The sequence below is a fragment of the Reichenbachiella ulvae genome (assembly GCF_025833875.1).
GTDB classification, from domain to species: Bacteria; Bacteroidota; Bacteroidia; order Cytophagales; family Cyclobacteriaceae; genus Reichenbachiella; species Reichenbachiella ulvae.
In genome coordinates, this window is record NZ_JAOYOD010000001.1 from 732,263 (window position 1) to 752,748 (window position 20,486).

The window sequence follows — 20,486 nt, forward strand, 5'->3', positions numbered from 1 at the left end:
ATTGGCCTCCGCAATAGCGGTGAAACCATGTAATTGCAGTCTTTTACCTGTAGTTACATGGTTTTAGCTAAAGTATGAAGCTCAATTGACTCTACAAAAGTGAAATCTCTTAAATCTTATAAGAGAATTACTTAAATATTAATTGTTTGAAATCACAAAAGATCGCATGGACATCGATCCCATGAGTATGCTTTCATTGAAAAATTCCAATTTGTCTTTAGGAGTTCTTAAGGCTAAAGTGTAGAGCATAGGAAGATAGTGCTCACTGGTTGGGATAGAAAGTAGAGCATCGCTACCGAGCTTTTCGTAATGCACAAGTTGATCATGGTTTTGTGATTCGATTAGTTCTTTGGTTTTCACATCAAACTCTTTGGCCCAGTCGTATGCCTGATCGTCTTGCCATCTGGCCTTGCGCAGATTGTGTACAATGTTGCCACTCCCTACTATTAGTACCCCTTTGTTTCTCAGAAATTGAAGCTCTTGAGCCAGTTCATAGTGCTCCTTCGGACTCATTCTATAATCCAGGCTCAACTGAAATACGGGTACGTCAGCATCAGGAAACATTTTGATCAATACAGACCAGGTACCATGATCCAGCCCCCATTCATGGTCTTCTTCAACCGTATGATTTTTCATATGATCGATCACTTGCCTGGCCATCTCTGGAGACCCCGGGGCAGGATATTGCACATCAAATAGCGCTTTTGGGAAACCACCGAAATCATGGATGGTTTCAGGCTCGGGAGTCATCGTGACCATGGTGCCACGTGTTTGCCAGTGCGCAGAGACCACCAAAATGGCCTTCGGTTCTATTCCCTTGGCAGCCTCTCTCCAGCCTTTGGTGATGTCATTTTCCATGATGGCATTCATCGGGTTGCCATGCCCAACAAAGAAAACTGGCATGGTAGGAGAGTTTTCCAGTTGTCCGGATTTGTTCCATTCTTCGAATGCTTTCATTTTATATCCAAAAAGCCCTGCTGTGCCTAATGAGGCTGCTTTGATGAAATCTTGTCTGTTCATGATTGAAATAATTTAAGGTTGTGCGATATAGTTAAGGTCGTGAAGCGTGTTGAGAATAGCGGATTCGTCGTTTTCCGAACTGTCCCCACTGACACCTACCGCGCCGATCAGGTCTCCATCAGAATTCCGGATTAGAACGCCGCCTTGTGTAGGTACTACTTTGCCGTTAGACATATCGGATAGTGACCCGACAAAGGATTGAAACTTTTGAGACGACTCGGTCATGGAGGCAAAAGTGCGGGTGCCAAAGCCCATTCCCAATGCACCCCAAGCCTTGCCAAAGGCAATGTCGTTGCGAAGGATGCCTGCATCCTCATGTCTCAGTGTACAAAGACTATGACCGCCTTTGTCTAGTACAGCCACTGCCAGTGGGTTCAGTTTTTCTTCCTCTGCAAAATCCATTATTTTTTCAGCGATTTGCTTGGCTTCTTTTAGTGTCAGCATGGTTATTAAATTTGTTGCAACATGTATTACGAAGGTAATATCCCTGGGATGTCAAAATCAAAAAAAAGATACTATACTTTTGGTAAGTAAATGGGAATAGAAATTTGTAAGGATAGTCTGAAGGCGATCTCAGACACGATGTACGTGATAGGTGGGAAATGGAAGTTGCCTATCGTTTTTGCCTTGAGTTTTGGCGAAATGCGTTACAAGGATATTGAAGAAGCGGTAGAGGGAATCTCTCCGCGTATGCTCTCCAAGGAGTTGAAGGAATTGGAGATGAACAAGATCGTGAATAGGGCAGAAGACCCGAATACCAAATACAAAGTGCTGTATAGCCTAACAGATCATGGGGAAAGCTTAAAACCTGTATTCGAAAATTTGAAGGAATGGGGCATCTTCCACAAAAAGAAGATACTCCACTCTTGAATATTAGTCAGAGAATAAACCTGAGCTCAAATATCTATCGCCACGATCACATACGATAGAAACGATTGTAGCAGGTTCTTTGAGTGTTTTAGCCAGATCGATCACCGCTTTCATTGCACCACCGCTGCTCATACCTGCCAATATTCCGGCTTCCTTCGCCAGTCTCTTGGTCATCTCGATGCTTTGATCTCTACTCACATACAATATTTCATCTACACGCGCATCATCATAGATGGCAGGTAAAAATTCTGGCGACCATTTTCTAATACCCGGGATGTTGTCTCCCTCTTGAGGCTGCACGCCGATGATCTTGATATCTGGATTTTGTTCCTTGAGGTACATGGAGTTGCCCATGATAGTCCCAGTGGTACCCATGCTAGAGACGAAATGCGTCACCTTTCCTTCTGTATCGCGCCAGATCTCTGGCCCGGTGGTATTGTAGTGTGCCTGGTAGTTGTCGTGGTTGGCAAATTGATTCAACATGACATAGCCTTCTTTTTCGACCATTTCGTCAGCCACCACACGAGATAGCTCGATTGTTCCTTCCTCGTCGGTCAGTACAACTTTAGCTCCGTAGGCTGTCATCGTATCGATCCTTTCCTGCGTGGAGTTTTCTGGCATCACGAGTGTGATGTCCATGTCGAACGAAGCGGCCACCATGGCCAGAGCAATACCCGTGTTTCCACTGGTCGCTTCTACCAATTTGGTCTCTCGTGTGATATCTCCTCGTTTCAGGGCTTCATTGATCATGAAGAAAGCTGGACGATCCTTGACGCTACCGCCTGGATTGTTGCCCTCGAGCTTGCCATACACTTCGACATGTTCGGGTATTTCTGGTAGCAACACCCTAACCAAAGGTGTATTGCCTATGAGTTCACTTATATTTTGTGCAGACATTGTACAATTGATTCTCAAAAGTTATTAATGACTCACTAAACCGTAGTTTTGATGAGCTGGGATTCGTGGGCGTAATATACACGCGAGTTCGGCGCTACGCTTTCGGTCAGCCAAACATTGCCTCCTATGATACTGTTGGCACCAATCACGGTTTTGCCTCCCAAAATTGTTGCCCCTGCATAGATGACCACATTGTCTTCTATGGTTGGATGGCGTTTAGTGAGGGCCATGTTTTTTTTGACGCTCAAAGCACCTAGTGTTACGCCCTGGTAGACTTTGACATCACTACCAATGATACAGGTTTCGCCCACTACGATACCAGTGCCATGATCTACGCAAAAGCGTCTACCGATCTTGGCTTTCGGATGAATATCGATGGAGGTACGAACGTGTGCATACTCGGTAAAAATCCTCGGTAAGTAGGGGATATCCAGTCCCAGCATCACATGCGCGATTCTATAAATCGCGATTGCGAAAAAGCCTGGATAGGTTCTGATGACTTCCTTTCTGTCTACCGCCGCAGGGTCTCCACTTAGTATGGCTTCAGCATCTTCGATACACAGATCGTAAATGTTTTCTAATTGAGCGAAAAACAGATCACAGCTACTGATAGCAAATGACTTTTCGCAAGCTTTGGTTTTCAAAAGCAGGTGTTTGAAGAGCTGCCTGATCTCTTCGTATTCGATCTCAATGTCATCTCCTTCTCTGAATCTCACATTATTGAGCTCGGGAAAAAGGAACTGAAGCAAGCGTACGATGAACCGATCGATTTCTTCCTCACCTGGAAGTGCCTTAGGTACATTGTGTGCTGCATGTATTTTGTCAAAAAACGATTTTTTCATTTTCTAAGTTGGAGTCAAAGGCTAAGCCCTGGTTTGTCGCGTTGTTATTTTTTCGGGGATTTGTGAATAAAAACAGATACCGCTATAGCAACGCAGGGGTAAATCTAGTGTTTCAGAATGATTTAAAAACTGCATTATGATTCTTTTTGAGACGAATTAGGGATTTTCAAAATTCGAGCACTCACTTTTTGAATCACTGCAAATTTGCCTATGTTTCTCCATTCTTTATTTCTTGAATTCAGGGATTGAACAAGTTCAGTACTCAAGCTGGTTTGAATATCAGACTTGAGCGTTCGTATGGCAAAGGCCTCATTTTTAAGATAGGAAGTGAGCTCAAATGCATTTGTTGCTGAGTCAAGTATCCTATCTCCGAAGAAACGCCTATAGTTGGCGTCTCCCTTGGATAGAAGGAGAGATTCCTTCGAAATGAGGTCTTTTGGGATGGTATCAAAGTGTCCTGGACTATTCCAAAAGTTGTGAGCGACTATCGTTATTTTTCCTTGCTTGATGTAGGTCTTTATTCTTTGCACGAACTCCTCCTGATGATGCGAGAGAAAGTCAAGCAGTTTGGTGATGTCCTCATCTATGACATCAGAGACGAATAGGGGAGCTGCTTTGATGTGCAGCGTGATCTGGTGATCATACTTGTCGATCAAATGATCCACTAGCAACAGATCGCTGAATAGCTCCATTCCGGTATTGTCCAGTATGATTTCTGTGGAAGTGTACCTGGGCAATTGACCAATTAGTGTCTGGCTGTCATCTAATATCACTTCGATGGCCACTTCATCTCCATGCACGAGTTGACTTAAGTCTGATTTGTTGCCGTGCAGGTTGTTGAGTATGAAATCTTTTGTGTCCCAATCTTTAGAGGAAGCGAGTATTCGATCAAAGGCCAATTGAGATTGAGAAAGATCTGCGCTTTTGATTTTGGAATAGGGATCAATCTGAAGCGTATCATATTGCACAATGGAATTGATCAGTGCAAACAAATACACTTCTGCATCGAAAAAGGGGAGGTCTATTAATTTCTTGCCCTCATATTCAACGTAAAAGTCATGCCAATAGGCTGCAGTAGTATTCGAAAGACGATCGACCAATTGAGTATTCAGCGATTGCTTTAGATTCTCAAGTTCTTGTGTGATTCTTTGATCAAACAATTCACTTTGGATCACATCGGTGAGGATCTTAGGGTATCGAACTCGGAAGGTCATTCCAGAAAAGGCTTCTTCGTTGATTGGGATTTTTGGATATGAATCGAACATAGTTGAAGTTTTTGCATGAAAAAAGGCGATTAGATATCTAATCGCCTCGAATATTTTGAATGTGTATTCAATTAAGATCCTTCGCCTTCAGGGGTAGTTTCAGGAAGAAGAACATTCGTTACGATTTTAACTCTTTCTGGATTGTTGCTGGCATTACTCATGATGGTAATGACTTTGTTTTGATGACCAATTTTTCCTCGGCTGTTGAAGGTGACATCAATTTTACTTGATTCTCCTGGCGCGATGGCTTCTCTTGGCCAATTGGATGCGGTACATCCACAAGTCGTTCTCACATTGGAGATTACCAGTGGAGCGTCCCCGTCATTGGTGAATTCGAAGGTGTAGGCTACTTTGTCTCCCTGAGTGATGTCACCAAAGTCGTATGAGGAGTTAACAAAGTTGATGTGTGGTCCTGGAGGGATGATTTCCTGTCCATCTTGCGCTTGAGCGTATGTAAGGCCCAATGCCAAGGTCAATGCTAAAAATATCTTTTTCATAAATGAATGATTTGATTCGATTTACGCATTAATGCTAATGCTGGTTATTCTTTTTCAAAAGTAAACAACGTAGCGTTGCAACGCAAAGATATGTTTTAGAGCAAAAAAAGAGGCTGTCTCAAAAGGTTCAATTAGTCGAATTTGTCACATTGAGCATAGTCGCCCGCCTGCCGGACGGCCAGGAAATGTACCTTTGAAAGATAGATTCGATGTTTCGACAATGCTACCAATGACGTATTTGTAAAAGTCAATGTTTTAGGGCCATTTACTATTAGGTCATTCAGCATTTGTGGCCTTATAAAACTAAGGCTTAGCCTTCAACATGACAATGCTATGCTTTTGAGACAGCCTCTTTACATTTTAGTTTCTTGGATCATTTAAAATTTCCTGTATGGCTCTTTCCAGGATTTCATCCGTATTCAGATTGGTCCAATCTAGCGTGACATAGATGTCAGGAGGAACTCCATTTTCATAATTCTCAGCATTGACTTCATCTATTAGAGCCTGATCATTTGACTTGATTTTCTCAGCTTGCTCTTTGGTCAGGGCTTGAGTGACAGAAAAGCGATAATTCCATCCATTGGGCAATTGGCCACCATTCGGTAAGCCAAGCCCACCTCCTGTGGTATCACCCATCAGAGTAATGTTGTCAATGGCCTTTGTAGATAGGGAGGTGAAAGACCCCGCACTGTAAGTACCGCGATCGCAAAGGAAAATAACAGGTTTGTCGACATAATTAAATGAAGAGGGGGATGCGACTGCAGGCTCCAGTTCAGAAAAATCGTCGTGATCCGATCCATTTCTGATTCTGGAATAATAGACGGTAGTTTCTTCCTCAATGAATTTGCTCAAAATGCGAAATACATCTGATACCGCTCCTCCACCATTCTCACGAAGGTCAAAAATAAGTCCATCTGTATCTCTGTAACGATCCAAAATAAAATTCATATTCACGTCGCTGGTAGTTCCTGTAAACGAGCCGAATCGAATGTATGCGATTTGTTCCCGACCCACTGATGGTACTAAGTTGTGATCAATGAAATCGTGTCGGAATGGTCCAGAGATATAAAAGTCCGTTCCAATATAATTTTTGACGACAATTGTGGATTCGTAGTTGTCATTCTTTTGGTACCTAAGCCCAAAAAAAGAAACATTGAAAGAAGAACTAAGGTTACTATGATCGTCTTTTAGTTCTGTCAACATACTGCCCATCACTCTAAAAAGCGAATCGTCATCGATCTCAGGGTAAATCATGGCTCTATGTCTTTCACCCACTTCTTCCCAATTGATGTCTTTGACTTCAAAAAACGAGTATCGTTCATCAACTTGTTGCCATAAGTAGTCGAAGGATTCATAAGGATCCGAAGAGTCATAATTTTCTTCGAAAAAGAGTTTTTCGCATGAGCATAATATGCTAAGAATCGTGAGTGCTAAGGTTAATTTTTTCATGGCTGATTTATTTGAGATTGAACATTAAAACACATTTGAGCGTGTGGGTGGCCATCTCAAAAGAGTGGTAATCTTCTCTGGTATATATCATGTCCCAGAAATAGGCTATCTGAATGGCGTTTTTGTTGCTCGCCATATAGCGTGTGTAGGCCAGTGATGCGTTTACTCTCATGCCATTCAATTGATTGAATTGATAATCTCCAAAAATTTTAGGTTCATTCAGGACCCCGCTTTGGTCGATGTAGGTGTATCCATTTCTTAGGTTGTGGTTGATCAGCCCCACATTCAAGTCATAGCTTAATCTTCTTTTTCTTGCCTTTGTAGTATATCTGATAAACCAAATGTGCCGTTGCTTGTCCTCTAGCTGATCAAATTTGTAGTTGACCTGAAAAGCTGCCATTAGGTTCATGAAAGCTTCTAGTCCCAATTGTGCATTTTGAAGGGAAGGATTTAAACGGAGGTTGCCAGTGATCATGGCCTTTCCTCCCACTTTGGTATTCCAGTTTTCTGAGGACAAAGCCTTTAGTCGGTGCAGTTCGCTGTAGTGGAGGTCGATCGTATGCCTTTGGGCAGATGAGATTTCATTTTTTGCCCCAGCACTGTAGCTTCCAGCTGTGTATTCGATTCCAAACTGTAATTTTTTACGACTACCAATGGATAGGTAGTTTAGGGTAAGATTCGATTGTGCACCAGAGTAGGTTAATGGAGATGTACCGAAATCCCGAAGACTGCCTTTTCCACCACCTATTCCAATTTGGATGTATTTGCTCTGGACAGAATCTATAGTCGATTGCGCCCATATTGTTGTGTTGACAAGAAGTAATAGGATCAGGCCTGGGATAGTTTTTATCATTTTATTGAAGTTCCGTTTAGAACGATTTCATTAGGATCACTAAAATAGTACAAGGTTTGGATTGATAATAATCATAGTTGGATAAACGCTAAGCATAGTCTTTTTAAGTTACCTTAATTATGATCCTTAATGGATTCCTTTATTGTCCTCGCATAAACAACCTAGAATATTGTCAAATCACAATAGACATTGATGAAGAAAAGCTACCTGCATTCAATTTCACCTGTTTTGCTAGGCATTTCACCTAATTTTTTAAACTAGGTTTTTCACTGTTTTTTCGCATGGTTTTTACCTCCAATTTTGCCTTGTAATCAATTAGTTAAATGAACGATCAAGATCGTCATTTGGCAAGTGGTTTGATTTTTGGAAAATGACAAGGGCCGTGAAGTTGGTTGGTGTATGAAGGCCCTTTTTCTGAAATCACAAGATCACAATCAGCAAATAAACAACCGAGGATCTGGAAGGATTCTTAGGAGACAAAGATAGGTTGGTTTTTGTAGGTTGGGGAGCAAGAGAAGTTGGTAAGTGGGATGGCTCCCCAGTCTAATTAAACTAAATGACTCTACATAAAGCAACATTGACCTAACGCAGGTGTCAGCAGTGAGGAAATTTAAAATTAGGTTAGGTTGGTTTTTGGTCAGGGCAAGGATGGTTTCCATCGTATTCCCTGACCTTTTTTTATGCAATGAGGTTCTACTTATTTATACATCGACTGGTGATTCTCAAGTGCTAGTCGATACAAAAAGGAGTCATAAAATGACTCCTTTTTTTTGATCTTTTAGATATCATTTGACTTTATTCGGTTTTTCCATTTTTGTCTTTATCTTATTTAAAAATCTCCCTTATGCCTGAAGATAGAGAATCTCAAGACGATGCATTGGTAGCGGTTTCTAAGGCAATCAATGAATTGATCATCAATAAAAATTTTTCTGAAGCTCTGGACCAATCCCTGAAATACATTGGGAAAGCTTTCAATGGAGATGCCTTCATATTAGAAGTAGGATTGAACAAGGACAAAGAATTTGTCCTGGATATGAAACACTACTATATGCAGGTTTTTGATCAGACTCGCTTGCAATTGAACAGGGAGAGGAGCCTGTCAGCCTTTCCCGAGGTGTCGAATATGTTGAAGCAGGGAAAGAGTTATACCTTCAAAAAGAGTACGGCCAAACCAGAGATGGTCAGCTCCTTGAACAAGACCGGAGGAAAAGCAGGAATTATTGTTCCGATATTTATGAAGCAGAATTTCTGGGGAGTACTGAGTCTGAATACGATCGAAGAGGAGCGTGAGTGGGGAAGAGCAACTGTGGCAGTGATGGAGACTCTGGCGAAAAGTATTGGGGTCAGCCTGGAGAAACTCAATTATGGAGAATCGCTGAGTGAAGAGATTGTGGCTCAATCCAGAGTCATAGTGGAGAACAACAGACGTTTTGAGTCACTGGTGTATAATGTACCGGGTATAGTTTTTCGTTGCAGGTTTGATAAGCATTGGACGATGGATTTTATCAGTGACTATGTTTTTGAGTTGACTGGTCATCGATCAGATCAGTTTTTGCCTCCTAAATCTGAGGTGACATTTGATTCACTCATACATCCAAATGATCGAGAGTTTGTCTGGATGGAAGTACAGCGACAACTCAAAAAAAGCAGTTTTTATAAGGTGAATTATAGAATCACAGATGCAGAAGATAGAGTCAAATGGTTTTGGGAGCAAGGAGTGAAACAGGAGAATGAGCATGGAGAAGAAATGCTGGAGGGCTGTATCATAGATATAAGTGATCGGGTAGAGAACCATGAAAAAGTAGTGGCAGCCACTATGGAAACTGAGGACCGGGCCAGGAGTTATTTTTCCAGAGAGCTTCATGACAATCTTCAGCAGTTGCTTACCACAGCCCATTTGAACCTGGAACATGCCAAGAAAAGGTCAGACGAAGGGGCCATGAAGTTTTTGAACAACGCATCCGGATCTCTCAAAGAGGCGATCCAGCATACGAGGGATTTGAGTCACAAGTTGATGCCCAAAACGATAGAAGACTATGGGTATGTAGCGGCTGTAGAAGCCTTGCTCGACAGCCTACCTTCAGAGTCAGATCCACATTTTCAGCTTCAGCATAATATGCAGGAAGGGGAGCTACCTAAGACAATGGCCTTGTCACTTTACAGAATTACACAAGAAGCCATTAACAATATACTCAAGCACGCTGAAGCAAAACAGGTCATGATACAGCTCATGAGACATCCTGATCAATTGCTCCTTTCGATCGAAGATGATGGCAAGGGTTTTGATTACAAGGAGGTGTTGGATGCCGAAAGTGGCTTTGGGCTAAATAGTATGATAAGTCGAGCTACCTCGATTGGTGCACAGCTCTTTGTGGAGAGTGCTCCGGGCAAAGGCACCCAATTGTTTATAGAAATTCCATACCAAACCGATAAAGAGAATGAAGCCGTCGAAAGTGAAAATATTGCTCGTTGATGACCACCATATGATTCGTGCGGGTATCCGTACCTTTCTGGACGAGAATGAAGCCTATGATGTAGTGGCTGAAGGTAAGACTGGAAGAGAGGCCATAGAATTATACAAGGAAACTAAACCTGACCTGATCATCTCAGACATCATGATGCCGGATCTGGATGGTATCGGAATGACCCAAAAAATCAGAGAATCCGATGACCAAGTGCGCATCGTCGCTTTCAGTATGTTAAGTGAGAGTTACCATATTAAGCAAATGATGAAGGCGGGTGCCAATGGCTATTTGCTCAAAAACTGCACAGAATCGGAGTTGGATGCCGCGATATCTGCAGTGATGGACGGACAGACCTACTATTCCAAAGATGTCATGCAAAGCATTATCCTGGATGATAATAAGAAGCCGGAGATCAAGCAACGCTTGAGTCATGAAATTCCTCTGACTACTCGTGAAATGGAGGTTTTGCATTTGATCTGCAAAGAGTACAGCAATGCGGAGATTTCGGAGGAATTATTTATTGGAATGCGTACCGTGGATGCCCACAAGAGGAATCTGCTGGAAAAAACAGGGTGTAAAAATGTGGCCGGTTTGGTTATTTATGCTGTCGAACGTAACCTCTTTGATGATTTATAAAAGCTAAAAAGTCCGTCACTATCTATGGGAATTGAAACCTGTCATTAAATACTATCGTAATTATCCTTCACTAGAAAATTTGATTCTAGAGACTATTATTAGATGATGTTTAACTAAAAATGAAGAGATATGATGGGCTGTTACTTTACTCCCCCTTAGCACTTTTTTCATAATTACTTAATCAGGATAATAATGGTTTAAGCAATGGATTGATTCCCTTGCATGAGGAAAACTTAAAAGAATAGAGTACTTATGAAAACAACATTCTTAGACTACTATAAGTTGATATTAGATCGAGTGAGTTTTAATGAAGAGTTATTTCAAAAGGAATACCGCAAGGCAATGAAAGTCTTGGAACCAGAAGACAGAGAGGCGCTCAAAAACTGGGCTGCCAAGCGAATTTTAGAACGAGTATCAGAGAGAATTTCAGCATGATATGAAAGCCGGTTTTATCCGGCTTTTTTATTGCTCCTTTTCTTCTTTGAGACTTTCTTCTGTCATGCGCAGTTTGTCCTGACAGTATTTGACCAATTCTTTGGCGCGATTGACCAGTGTGGCTAGTTCGTCTATATCAGCCTCTCCTGATTCCAGTTGTACTGAGATCTTCTGCAACTCTTCGTATGCTTCCTTGTAGGATTGTGACTTTTTCTTTGCCATGGATTAATTTTTTGAAATTTGTTTGACGGTACTGGTGATCACTTCGTTTTGGTGTTGAGTTTCTATGTCATCACCGACTTTCAGTTTCTGACCAGCTTTTAATACTTTTCCATTCAGTCGGGTGATTGAATATCCTTTCTTCAGTACCTCTTTTGGATCTTGTGCTTTCATCAGTCTTTCTATAGATGCTAGTTCTTTTCTCTGTTCATTTATGATTTGAACGGGTCTTCTTTCCAGATAATCGGTCAGCGTTTCTAATCTATAAGAGGCTTGTTGAATCAGTTGATTGGCTTTGAGACGAATCAGGTATTGGCTTTGACTTAATCGTTCGGACTCTTGTTGTAATATTCCTTTGGCTGACTGGCGTATACCCTCGAAGCTTTCCAGTATTTCGTTTTCAAAATCCATCATGCCACTGACTAGAAATTCCGCTACGGCGGTAGGGGTTTTTAGACTGACATTGGCGACTCGATCGGCGATGGTTTTGTCTCGCTCATGGCCAATGCCCGTGATGACAGGCAGAGGAAATTGTGCCAGGTGAGAACAGAGCTCGAAATCGTCGAAACAGTCCAGATCCATCTGAGCTCCACCACCTCGGATCAGAATAATTAGGTCTATTTCATCCTCTATTTCATAAATACGATGCAAGCTGTCGATGATGGAGGTTATAGCCTGATCGCCCTGCATCACCGAGTTGAATAATCTCATCTTGGCTCGGTAGCCATAGGGGTTGCTGTCGAACTGATTCATGAAATCTCCGTATCCGGCAGCCGTCTCCGAACTGATGATGGCAATACGCTGAGGAACTTGTGGCAGGATGAGCGATCGATTCAGATCGATGATCCCTTCTTCCTCCAGCTTTAGCAAGGTCTCTCTTTTTTTGCGCTCTCGCTCCCCCAGGGTGAACTGAGGATCAATGTCTTTGATGTTGAGGCTGATGCCGTAGATTTCATGAAACTCAAAGCTGGCATTCAGCAGGATTTGCATGCCGGCCTTCAGTGTCGTGCCAGTCATCCTTTCGAATTGATTGAAGAGCGCTCCAAAGGTATAGGACCAGATCGTCGCTCGCATTTTGGCTTTAACAAAGTTGTTTTCCTTCTCAACCAATTCCATGTAGCAGTGCCCTTTTTGAGCGATGTTCATCTCGCCGATTTCAGCTATGATCCAATAGGATGGGGCAAGCGACTGCTTGAGTGTTTGCTTGACCATTTGGTTGAAGGATGAAAGGCTGTAGTGCTCCATGGATGAATCAATTGGGCTTCAAATCTAGGATTAATTTATAACCTGAATCTAACCCCTCCCGTTCTTTTTAACTCACAGATTAGACAAATGATGAAAATAGAACATGCAGCCCTTTGGGTGAAGGATTTGGAAAGAATGAAAGATTTTTATGTGGAGTTCTTTCAGGCTCAGAGCAATTCGATGTATCACAATCCAGCCAAAGGCTTTCGTTCCTACTTTCTCAGTTTTGATTCGGGATGTCGAATAGAACTGATGCAAAAGGACGGGATTGACCAAGAGAGTAGCGGTGATAACAAGCTTGGTTGGGCGCATTTGGCTTTTTCGACCGGGAGTAGGGAGCATGTGGATGAATTGACAGAAAAATTGAGAGGAAAAGGAATTGAAATTACCGGCGAACCAAGAACCACAGGTGATGGCTATTATGAGAGTGTGATTCTAGATCCAGAAGGCAATTCTATCGAAATTACTGTCTGATTTTTTTCGGACTTATAAGCAAGAAAACGAAGGACTTAAGTAGTGCTGTGGGCACTTCTTTTGGTCCGAGCAAATAATAACAGGAGCCAACCTTTGTTATTGATAGGATTGACCTAACTTTGTGCCCCGTAACAATAGTTTCTGAAATCACATCTTAATGACATCTACAAAGTACATTTTCGTTACGGGCGGAGTAACTTCATCACTTGGAAAGGGCATCATATCAGCATCACTGGCTAAATTATTGCAAGCCAGAGGCTTTTCTGTGACCATCCAAAAGTTCGACCCCTATATCAATGTTGATCCGGGCACTTTGAATCCCTACGAGCATGGCGAATGCTATGTGACTGACGATGGGGCAGAGACGGATCTGGATTTGGGGCACTACGAGCGTTTTCTCAATGTTCCTACTTCGCAGGCCAATAACGTAACGACGGGTCGTATTTATTACAATGTGATCAAGAAAGAGCGTGAGGGCGAGTTCCTGGGCAAGACCGTACAGGTAGTACCTCATATCACTGACGAGATCAAGAACAGCATCTACAAATTAGGTGAGACCGATAAGTTTGATTTTGTCATCACCGAGCTCGGTGGATGTGTGGGTGATATCGAATCTCTTCCGTTCATTGAAGCCGTTCGTCAGGCGCGATTCGAATTGGGACCTACTAATTCCCTCAATATTCACCTGACTTTGATTCCTTATCTGAATGCAGCTGGGGAATTGAAAACCAAGCCTACTCAGCACTCGGTGAAGCAGCTATTGGAAGCAGGGATTCAGCCAGATATTTTGGTGTGTAGAAGTGAGCATCACCTGCCTCATGACTTGAGAAAGAAAATTGCCCTCTTCTGTAACGTACCTCAGAACTGTGTGATTGAAGCCAGAGATGCAGAATCGATCTACGATGTGCCTCTTTTGATGAGAAAAGAGAAACTAGATGAGCGCGTGCTTTCCAGAATGAAATTTTCATACAAGAAGGAGCCGGGTCTGGAGCATTGGAAAGAATTTTTGGGTCGATTGAAGAACCCAACTGATGAAGTTCGTTTGGCCTTAGTAGGAAAGTATGTGGAGCTTCAGGATGCTTACAAATCCATCAGTGAAGCTTTCGTGCATGCGGGAGCAGCCAATGAGTGTAAGGTGAAAGTAACCTGGATTTCGTCAGAAGAAATCGAAGAAGAAAATACAGAAAAGCTACTTGCCAATGTACATGGTGTGTTGGTAGCACCTGGGTTTGGTGAGCGTGGTATTGAGGGCAAGATCAAGGCCATCCAATATGTGCGTGAGAATGATATTCCATTCTTTGGTATTTGTTTGGGGATGCAATGTGCCTCAGTAGAGTTTGCCAGAAACGTATTGAAGCTCGATGCACACTCCAAAGAAATGAAGCCTGATACCAAGCACCCGGTGATTGACCTGATGGAAGATCAAAAAAATCTAACAGAGATGGGAGGTACCATGAGACTGGGTGCCTATGACTGCCAGATCAAGAAGGGTACAAAGGCATTTCAAACTTACGGATCTACTAAGATCTCCGAAAGACACAGACACAGATACGAATTCAATAACAAATACATCGAGGATTTCGAAAAGCATGGGATGCTTGCATCCGGTCTTAACCCAAAGACTGGTTTGGTAGAAATCATCGAACTCAAAGATCACCGTTGGTTCGTAGGTTCGCAGTTTCATCCAGAATTGAAGAGCACGGTCCTGAATCCGCACCCGCTTTTTGTCAAATTCGTGAAGGCTGCCCTGCAATATAAAAGAGACATAACATCAGATAATAGAAGTTAATATTAAATGGATAGAAAACAGATAATAGGAATGGTCGTGATGCTCGTCCTCATGACCGTTTACTTTCAATTTTTTGCTCCCGACACACCGCCTCCGGTAGAGGAGAAAGCCGCTACAGAACAGGCTGAAACCAGCCCTGCAAAGACTGCAGCGGTGACTCAAGATACGCTGGAAGTAGAAACTCAGGATTCGCTGGTTACTGCCATGCAAAAAGAGCGTTATGGATTGTTCGCTGGATTTGCTCAGGGAGAGGAAGAGACAGTGACCCTGGAAAATGAAGATATCGTCATAGAGCTGTCTTCCAAAGGTGCCGTGGTGAATCAGGTAGAGCTGAAAGGGTATAAGACCTATGACAAGCAGCCTCTGATCCTGATGGACAAGTATAGTTCTACGACTGACTTGATTCTATTGAGCAACTACAAGCCAGTCAATGTGTCTGAGCTATACTATACCGCTGTTAAAGAAGTCAAAGGCGATTCGACGGAGCTTAGCTTTGTGATGGCTTTCGATGAAAATCGCTATTTGGAACAGAAGTATATCCTGCCAAAGAAAGGTTTTGAGGTAAAGTATGAAATCAATTTCGTAGGTCTGGATGGTATCGTTGACAACAGCGATGTGCAAATGATCTGGAAGGATAACATGAAGCGCATCGAGCTGACCCTGAAAGAATCGCGTCAGAAAACCACGGTCAACTACAAATTGATCGGAGAGAGCATGACCGATATAGGAGCTGGTGACGATGAGTCCGAGACTATCTCTCAACCCATCAAGTGGTTCTCTTTCAAGCAAAAGTTTTTCAATGCAGGTTTGATTGCTGAAAATCAAATTTCATCTGCTGTCTACAGTGCTTCTTTCGTCGAGGAAGATACCATGGTAGTGAAGAAGTTGAAGGCGGATTTGGTATTGCCAGTAGGAGATCTGAAAACTGGAAAAGGTAAGTTCAAATACTACTTTGGACCCAACGATTATAAGATTACCAAGCAGGTAGCGGATGGCTATCAGGAGAATGTGGATTTGGGTTGGAGCTTGTTCCGATTTGTGAACAAGTGGTTGATCATCCCGGTATTCAACTTCCTGGAGCAATACATCTCTAACTATGGTATCATCATCATTCTGTTGGTATTCATCATCAGAATCATTCTGGCACCATTGACTTACAAGTCGCACATGTCTATGGCGAAGATGAAAGTCTTGAAGCCAGAGATGGATGCGATCAAAGAGCAATATGGTGACGACATGCAGAAGTCTCAGCAGGAGACCATGGCGCTGTACCAAAAAGCTGGGGTGAATCCATTGAGTGGATGTATTCCAATGCTGCTGCAGTTCCCGTTCTTACTCGCGATGTTCAACTTCTTCCCGAACTCTATCGAGTTGAGACAGGAGTCTTTCTTATGGGCGCATGATTTGTCTACTTATGATAGCATTTTGGACCTGCCATTCACGATTCCATTCTATGGAGATCACGTGAGTTTGTTTACGCTGCTGATGACGGCTTCTACACTGGCAGTGACCTGGACCAATAGCCAGATGAACTCTCAGCTACAAGGGCCTATGAAGACCATGCAGTACATGATGCCGATTATGTTCTTGTTCTTCCTGAACAGCTACTCTGCAGGTTTGACGTTCTATTACTTCGTATCGAACCTTGTATCCTTCGGTCAGACTGCTCTTTTCAGAAAGATGGTCGACGAAGACAAGATCAAAGCAGTAATGGAAGAGAATAGAAAGAAAAACGCAAATAAGAAGAAGTCGGGCTTCCGCAAAAAACTAGACGAAGCGATGAAAGCGAGTCAGGAAGCACAAAAGAATAAGAAGAAGAAATAAACCCGTCTGACTTAACGATAACCCGAAAGCCCTGTGTGAAAATGCAGGGCTTTTTTATGCCTTTTAGGGATTGAGATATTAAATTAGGATAATGAAGGTTTTGAATAAGTTGATGGATTTGAAGAAAGGTTATCCTGATTTAGTCGAGTTATACCAAGGTGCTAGTGATCAAGCAATAAAGGCTAGGTTATCTCATTCCAAATTCCCCATGAAAGACGAATTGACCACCATTTTGAAGTTTAGCAATGGGTTTTCCGTTTTAGATTATTGTTTCCTTGGTGTTTTAAACCCTAAAATAAGGGGCCTTGAAACATTATTTTTAGATGATGTGATTATTATAGGTACTTCGGGTCATGAAGAATACGGGATTATGGATACTACTAAGGGAGAGGGTAGAGTATTGGTGAACAGAGAAAATATTTATGGTGAGAAGGAAACAATTGTAATCGCCAATTCTTTAGAATCATTTTTAGAGCAATTTTTTCATAAATGTGAATTGTTATTAGCTCATCATAAAGTATCTGATATTGTATCCTATATTGATGATGAAAGGTTTGAAGACATCATCCCTGATTGGAAAGCTATTTAAGTATTTCATTTCCTCTCGTCTTTTCGAGACCTTACCTTTGGTGCCCAACCGCACAAAGAATAACATGGGTTGAATCGACTATTTTCATCTACGCTTTTTATTAAACCGAAACTTGTTGCTGTCATTGACCTAAATGAGACATGCATTTCTCGCATAGATTCCTCCTGCGTCGGAATGATACAACAACTGTGGTATATGCTAGCATTTGAGATTGAAAGAACTGAACAGTTCTGTCATCTCGACCGAAGGAGACCAGCCATCCGGATAGGCTGGGATCTAAAGCGATCCTAAGGTCAAGAAAACAAGTAAAACAAACACGTCATTGATACTTTGGAGTTAATCCTTAGGCTAGAGCTAAATCATGAAAGCACAGTTGTATCTCAGTAGGATGGATATTAGATTAGGGAGAAGATTTAAAAACAAAACGTTAATAGTGTCTTGTTGTAACTCATTTGGTAGTAGTTGCGATTATTGACGCTGATATAACCAATTATGCAACAATTCAAATTAACAGTTGTCAAACAAGGAAGGGCAGTACTAGCTGTTTTGTTGTTCTCTTTGTCAATTTTGACTGGATTATATTTAGCGATAATTCTGGAATCTACGGTATTAAAAATAATTACTCCAATAGCCTCAATAATGGTAATCAATGGACTCGCTATTTGTTTTGCTGCAGGCAAATTGACCATAAAAACAGATGGTGAAACTCTGACATTTCATTGGTCTAAGAAGTGGTTTTTCAATTTTAAAGCTATTGACCGAGTAAATCTCCTTGATATTGATACGATAGTTATTGATGCTTTACCCGGAGAAGCGAAAGAGCATCTACAATATTTTACTTCTAACCACAAGAAAATAAATGTGTCAACCCCGAAATATTGGAGAAAGGATGCTGATGCGTTTATCCAATATTTAAAAGAACACTCGAATGCTGAAGTCAAGGACAGCTGGGATATGCTCAAAGAAAAAGGCTTGATAAGTATACCTTACTATTTGATTTCGTTTATTCTAGTTGCTGGATTTTTACTCATGCTATATGTTTTATTTGAGAAGGGGTTAGGTACTGTTGAACCTCAACATTTAATTATGTTTATAGGTGCATATTTAGGTCTAATTCCTTTCTGGTTTATTATCAGATCAAAGATGAAAAAAACACATACAGTGTGAATCCCCAATCTTGATAATTAGAATTCTATAATATGTGGTTTTTTGCTTTTCTTTTTATTTACTTCATTGTTAATATCATTCTTAGCATAACTTTTCAAATTAAACGCAATTCACTTTTATCTAAAAATAACCTTGTCATCCGTAAAACAAGTTTAAGATGGGGATATACTACTAACGAACTTTCTCAACTCTTCAATCAAGTAGATTCGACTTCTTTGAATAAACAAATATCTGGGTTAATCAAACTCCATAGACTGATAGTCTGGGCCTGGTACGGTTATTTGACAATTTTTATTATTATCGGAGCAATAGTTATTGTCTCTAACTTGTAAGAGTAATTAATAAGCCTCCAACAACAAATATCCCCAAACACTTAGGCAAACAGAAGAAAGGGCATTAGTCGATGGAGAAATTGACATCAGATTGGTAAAAGCGTAAGAAATGCTAGCCTAAATCCATAAGGTTAGAGAAATCAGAAAAGGTAAACAGCAAATAGACCATTCAGTGAGTAAGTAGTTAAATAAATGGACTAAACGAGCTTATAGTTGAATTGAATTTGGAAGCTGATTTATGGTAGATCTTTGCAGCTAAGTCTAAAAAGAAATATGCAACTCATAATAGTTTTAGTCGTCTTTAGTTACAATTAGACTAGTATAAGCATGATGATAAAAAATGGATTATTAATTCCGACAATGTTTTTGGTATTTACCTTATTAAGTTGTGAGAATAAAGTGGCTAAAACGGACTATGTTAGGGATGTTTTAACATCTGAACTAGATTCTTTACTTTCTAATGATGACATAAATGCAGTTTCTATCGGGGTTTTTTATAATGGGGAAACGTATGAATTCCATCAAGGGGAGTTAACAAAAGGTTTGAATGACAAACCAACTGAAGAAACAATCTACGAAATTGCATCACTTACAAAAACATTTACTGGAACATTACTTGCACAAGCAATAGTTGATCAAAAAATCAATTTAGACGATGATATCAGAATTGTTCTAAAAGATGATTTTCCAAATTTAGAGTTCGAAAATAGCCCAATTACTTTTCGTCATTTAGTGACTCATAGAAGTGGTATTCCAAATATGTTACCAAACAAACCTGGGATTTTCAAAAATCCAGATCGCAATCAATTACCATATGTTATTAATGAGCTTCAGAAAGATTTTACGAGAGATGCATTTTTTAATGAATTAAATAAGGTAAAGATTGACACAGTACCTGGGACTAAATTTAGTTACTCAAATGCTGGAGCCAATTTGTTAGGTTATTGTTTAGAAAACATTTATAACAAGCGTTATGAAGATCTTTTAAAAGAGGTCATATTTCTGCCATTAAAAATGCAAAGTACCAAAATAACTTTGACTGACGATGATACCGAGAATTTGGCTCAAGGGTATAATGAAAATAATATTAGGATGCCCTTTTTTACGAATAAAGACATGAGTGCTGAAGGAGGGATTAAATCCACGCTTAGTGATATGATGAAATATGTGGCCTTCCAACTAGACCAAGACAATGTTGTGGTACAAAAGTCCCATCAAGAATTGCTTGGACTTTGGGATGATTACGATAATGGAATGTTTTGGCAGATTTTTAAAAATAAAAATCAACCAAATAAAATATTTCAAAATGGAGGAGCATTTGGGACTTCAAGTTGGTTAACCATAATACCTGACGAAGGCATCGGAGTCTTTGTTGCCACTAATCAATCTGGCCCATCTATTCATGGTCTCTTAAACAATACTGTAGATAGTATAATAGAGAAATTAGCTACAACAAAGTGAAAAATACTAGCCCAAATCAATTGTTGAAAATGCCAGGCTACCTCTCTGCTAGTTGATTGCAAAGTATACCATGAATTAGCCAATAGGAACGGTAATTGCTAACAATATGATTCTGAGTTAAGCATCTCTTTACCAAAAGGTAACAAGCCAGGATTAG

At 41.0% G+C, this 20,486-nt stretch carries 20 protein-coding genes; 10 read left to right on the forward strand and 10 right to left on the reverse strand.

The window, feature by feature from the left end; genetic code table 11:
• Window positions 1–138 precede the first annotated feature (138 nt).
• The gene (ygiD, locus tag N7U62_RS02645) at window positions 139–1,020 is read right to left on the reverse strand and encodes a 4,5-DOPA-extradiol-dioxygenase (protein WP_264136326.1); all 882 of its coding nucleotides are present in this window, start codon (window positions 1,018–1,020) and stop codon (window positions 139–141) included.
• Window positions 1,021–1,032: 12 nt separating this feature from the next.
• Entirely contained in the window at window positions 1,033–1,464 is a 432-nt protein-coding gene (locus N7U62_RS02650) for a GlcG/HbpS family heme-binding protein (protein ID WP_264136327.1), read from the reverse strand.
• A 90-nt stretch (window positions 1,465–1,554) separates the two neighbouring features.
• Between N7U62_RS02650 and N7U62_RS02655 the strand changes: the two genes are divergently transcribed.
• A complete protein-coding gene (locus N7U62_RS02655; RefSeq protein WP_264136328.1) occupies window positions 1,555–1,890 on the forward strand; it encodes a winged helix-turn-helix transcriptional regulator in 336 nt (111 codons plus the stop codon).
• Between the two features lie 3 nt (window positions 1,891–1,893).
• On the opposite strand, the gene cysM is transcribed toward N7U62_RS02655, so the two are convergent.
• The 6 genes from cysM to N7U62_RS02685 form a co-directional block, all read right to left on the reverse strand.
• Window positions 1,894–2,787, reverse strand: coding sequence for a cysteine synthase CysM (cysM, locus tag N7U62_RS02660; protein WP_264136329.1), 894 nt, complete (start codon window positions 2,785–2,787; stop codon window positions 1,894–1,896).
• 35 nt (window positions 2,788–2,822) lie between these two features.
• Window positions 2,823–3,629 (reverse strand): serine O-acetyltransferase, encoded by an 807-nt coding sequence (locus N7U62_RS02665; protein WP_264136330.1) that lies wholly within the window; start codon window positions 3,627–3,629, stop codon window positions 2,823–2,825.
• Between the two features lie 134 nt (window positions 3,630–3,763).
• Window positions 3,764–4,894, reverse strand: a complete 1,131-nt coding sequence (locus N7U62_RS02670; protein ID WP_264136331.1) for an ARMT1-like domain-containing protein — start codon at window positions 4,892–4,894, stop codon at window positions 3,764–3,766.
• A gap of 71 nt (window positions 4,895–4,965) precedes the next feature.
• On the reverse strand, window positions 4,966–5,391 hold the full coding sequence (locus N7U62_RS02675; RefSeq protein WP_264136332.1) for a DUF1573 domain-containing protein: 426 nt from the start codon (window positions 5,389–5,391) through the stop codon (window positions 4,966–4,968).
• Window positions 5,392–5,751: 360 nt separating this feature from the next.
• Window positions 5,752–6,840: a S41 family peptidase gene (locus N7U62_RS02680; protein ID WP_264136333.1), complete on the reverse strand. Its 1,089-nt coding sequence runs from the start codon at window positions 6,838–6,840 to the stop codon at window positions 5,752–5,754.
• 7 nt (window positions 6,841–6,847) lie between these two features.
• Window positions 6,848–7,693 (reverse strand): hypothetical protein, encoded by an 846-nt coding sequence (locus N7U62_RS02685; RefSeq protein WP_264136334.1) that lies wholly within the window; start codon window positions 7,691–7,693, stop codon window positions 6,848–6,850.
• Between the two features lie 844 nt (window positions 7,694–8,537).
• Here N7U62_RS02685 and N7U62_RS02690 point away from each other — a divergent pair.
• The 3 genes from N7U62_RS02690 to N7U62_RS02700 all read left to right on the forward strand — a co-directional run bounded on the left by N7U62_RS02690 (window position 8,538) and on the right by N7U62_RS02700 (window position 11,229).
• Window positions 8,538–10,166, forward strand: a complete 1,629-nt coding sequence (locus N7U62_RS02690) for an ATP-binding protein (RefSeq protein WP_264136335.1) — start codon at window positions 8,538–8,540, stop codon at window positions 10,164–10,166.
• Window positions 10,147–10,794, forward strand: coding sequence for a response regulator transcription factor (locus tag N7U62_RS02695; protein WP_264136336.1), 648 nt, complete (start codon window positions 10,147–10,149; stop codon window positions 10,792–10,794). Before N7U62_RS02690 ends, N7U62_RS02695 begins: the two co-directional genes overlap by 20 nt.
• A gap of 252 nt (window positions 10,795–11,046) precedes the next feature.
• Window positions 11,047–11,229, forward strand: coding sequence for a hypothetical protein (locus N7U62_RS02700; RefSeq protein WP_264136337.1), 183 nt, complete (start codon window positions 11,047–11,049; stop codon window positions 11,227–11,229).
• A gap of 27 nt (window positions 11,230–11,256) precedes the next feature.
• On the opposite strand, the gene xseB is transcribed toward N7U62_RS02700, so the two are convergent.
• Entirely contained in the window at window positions 11,257–11,451 is a 195-nt protein-coding gene (gene xseB / locus N7U62_RS02705) for an exodeoxyribonuclease VII small subunit (protein ID WP_264136338.1), read from the reverse strand.
• 3 nt (window positions 11,452–11,454) lie between these two features.
• Window positions 11,455–12,693 carry an exodeoxyribonuclease VII large subunit gene (gene xseA, locus N7U62_RS02710; RefSeq protein ID WP_264136339.1) on the reverse strand — a complete coding sequence of 413 codons (1,239 nt, stop codon included), beginning with the start codon at window positions 12,691–12,693 and terminating at the stop codon, window positions 11,455–11,457.
• 87 nt (window positions 12,694–12,780) lie between these two features.
• Between xseA and N7U62_RS02715 the strand changes: the two genes are divergently transcribed.
• The 6 genes from N7U62_RS02715 to N7U62_RS02740 all read left to right on the forward strand — a co-directional run bounded on the left by N7U62_RS02715 (window position 12,781) and on the right by N7U62_RS02740 (window position 20,329).
• Window positions 12,781–13,167: a VOC family protein gene (locus tag N7U62_RS02715; protein ID WP_318840622.1), complete on the forward strand. Its 387-nt coding sequence runs from the start codon at window positions 12,781–12,783 to the stop codon at window positions 13,165–13,167.
• Window positions 13,168–13,324: 157 nt separating this feature from the next.
• A complete protein-coding gene (gene pyrG, locus N7U62_RS02720) occupies window positions 13,325–14,956 on the forward strand; it encodes a CTP synthase (RefSeq protein ID WP_264136340.1) in 1,632 nt (543 codons plus the stop codon).
• A gap of 6 nt (window positions 14,957–14,962) precedes the next feature.
• Complete coding sequence (yidC, locus tag N7U62_RS02725; protein ID WP_264136341.1) at window positions 14,963–16,780, forward strand: membrane protein insertase YidC; 1,818 nt, start codon at window positions 14,963–14,965, stop codon at window positions 16,778–16,780.
• Between the two features lie 91 nt (window positions 16,781–16,871).
• Window positions 16,872–17,369: a hypothetical protein gene (locus N7U62_RS02730; protein WP_264136342.1), complete on the forward strand. Its 498-nt coding sequence runs from the start codon at window positions 16,872–16,874 to the stop codon at window positions 17,367–17,369.
• A gap of 492 nt (window positions 17,370–17,861) precedes the next feature.
• Entirely contained in the window at window positions 17,862–18,536 is a 675-nt protein-coding gene (locus N7U62_RS02735; protein ID WP_264136343.1) for a globin family protein, read from the forward strand.
• A gap of 659 nt (window positions 18,537–19,195) precedes the next feature.
• Window positions 19,196–20,329, forward strand: coding sequence for a serine hydrolase domain-containing protein (locus tag N7U62_RS02740; protein ID WP_264136344.1), 1,134 nt, complete (start codon window positions 19,196–19,198; stop codon window positions 20,327–20,329).
• Window positions 20,330–20,486: the final 157 nt, after the last annotated feature.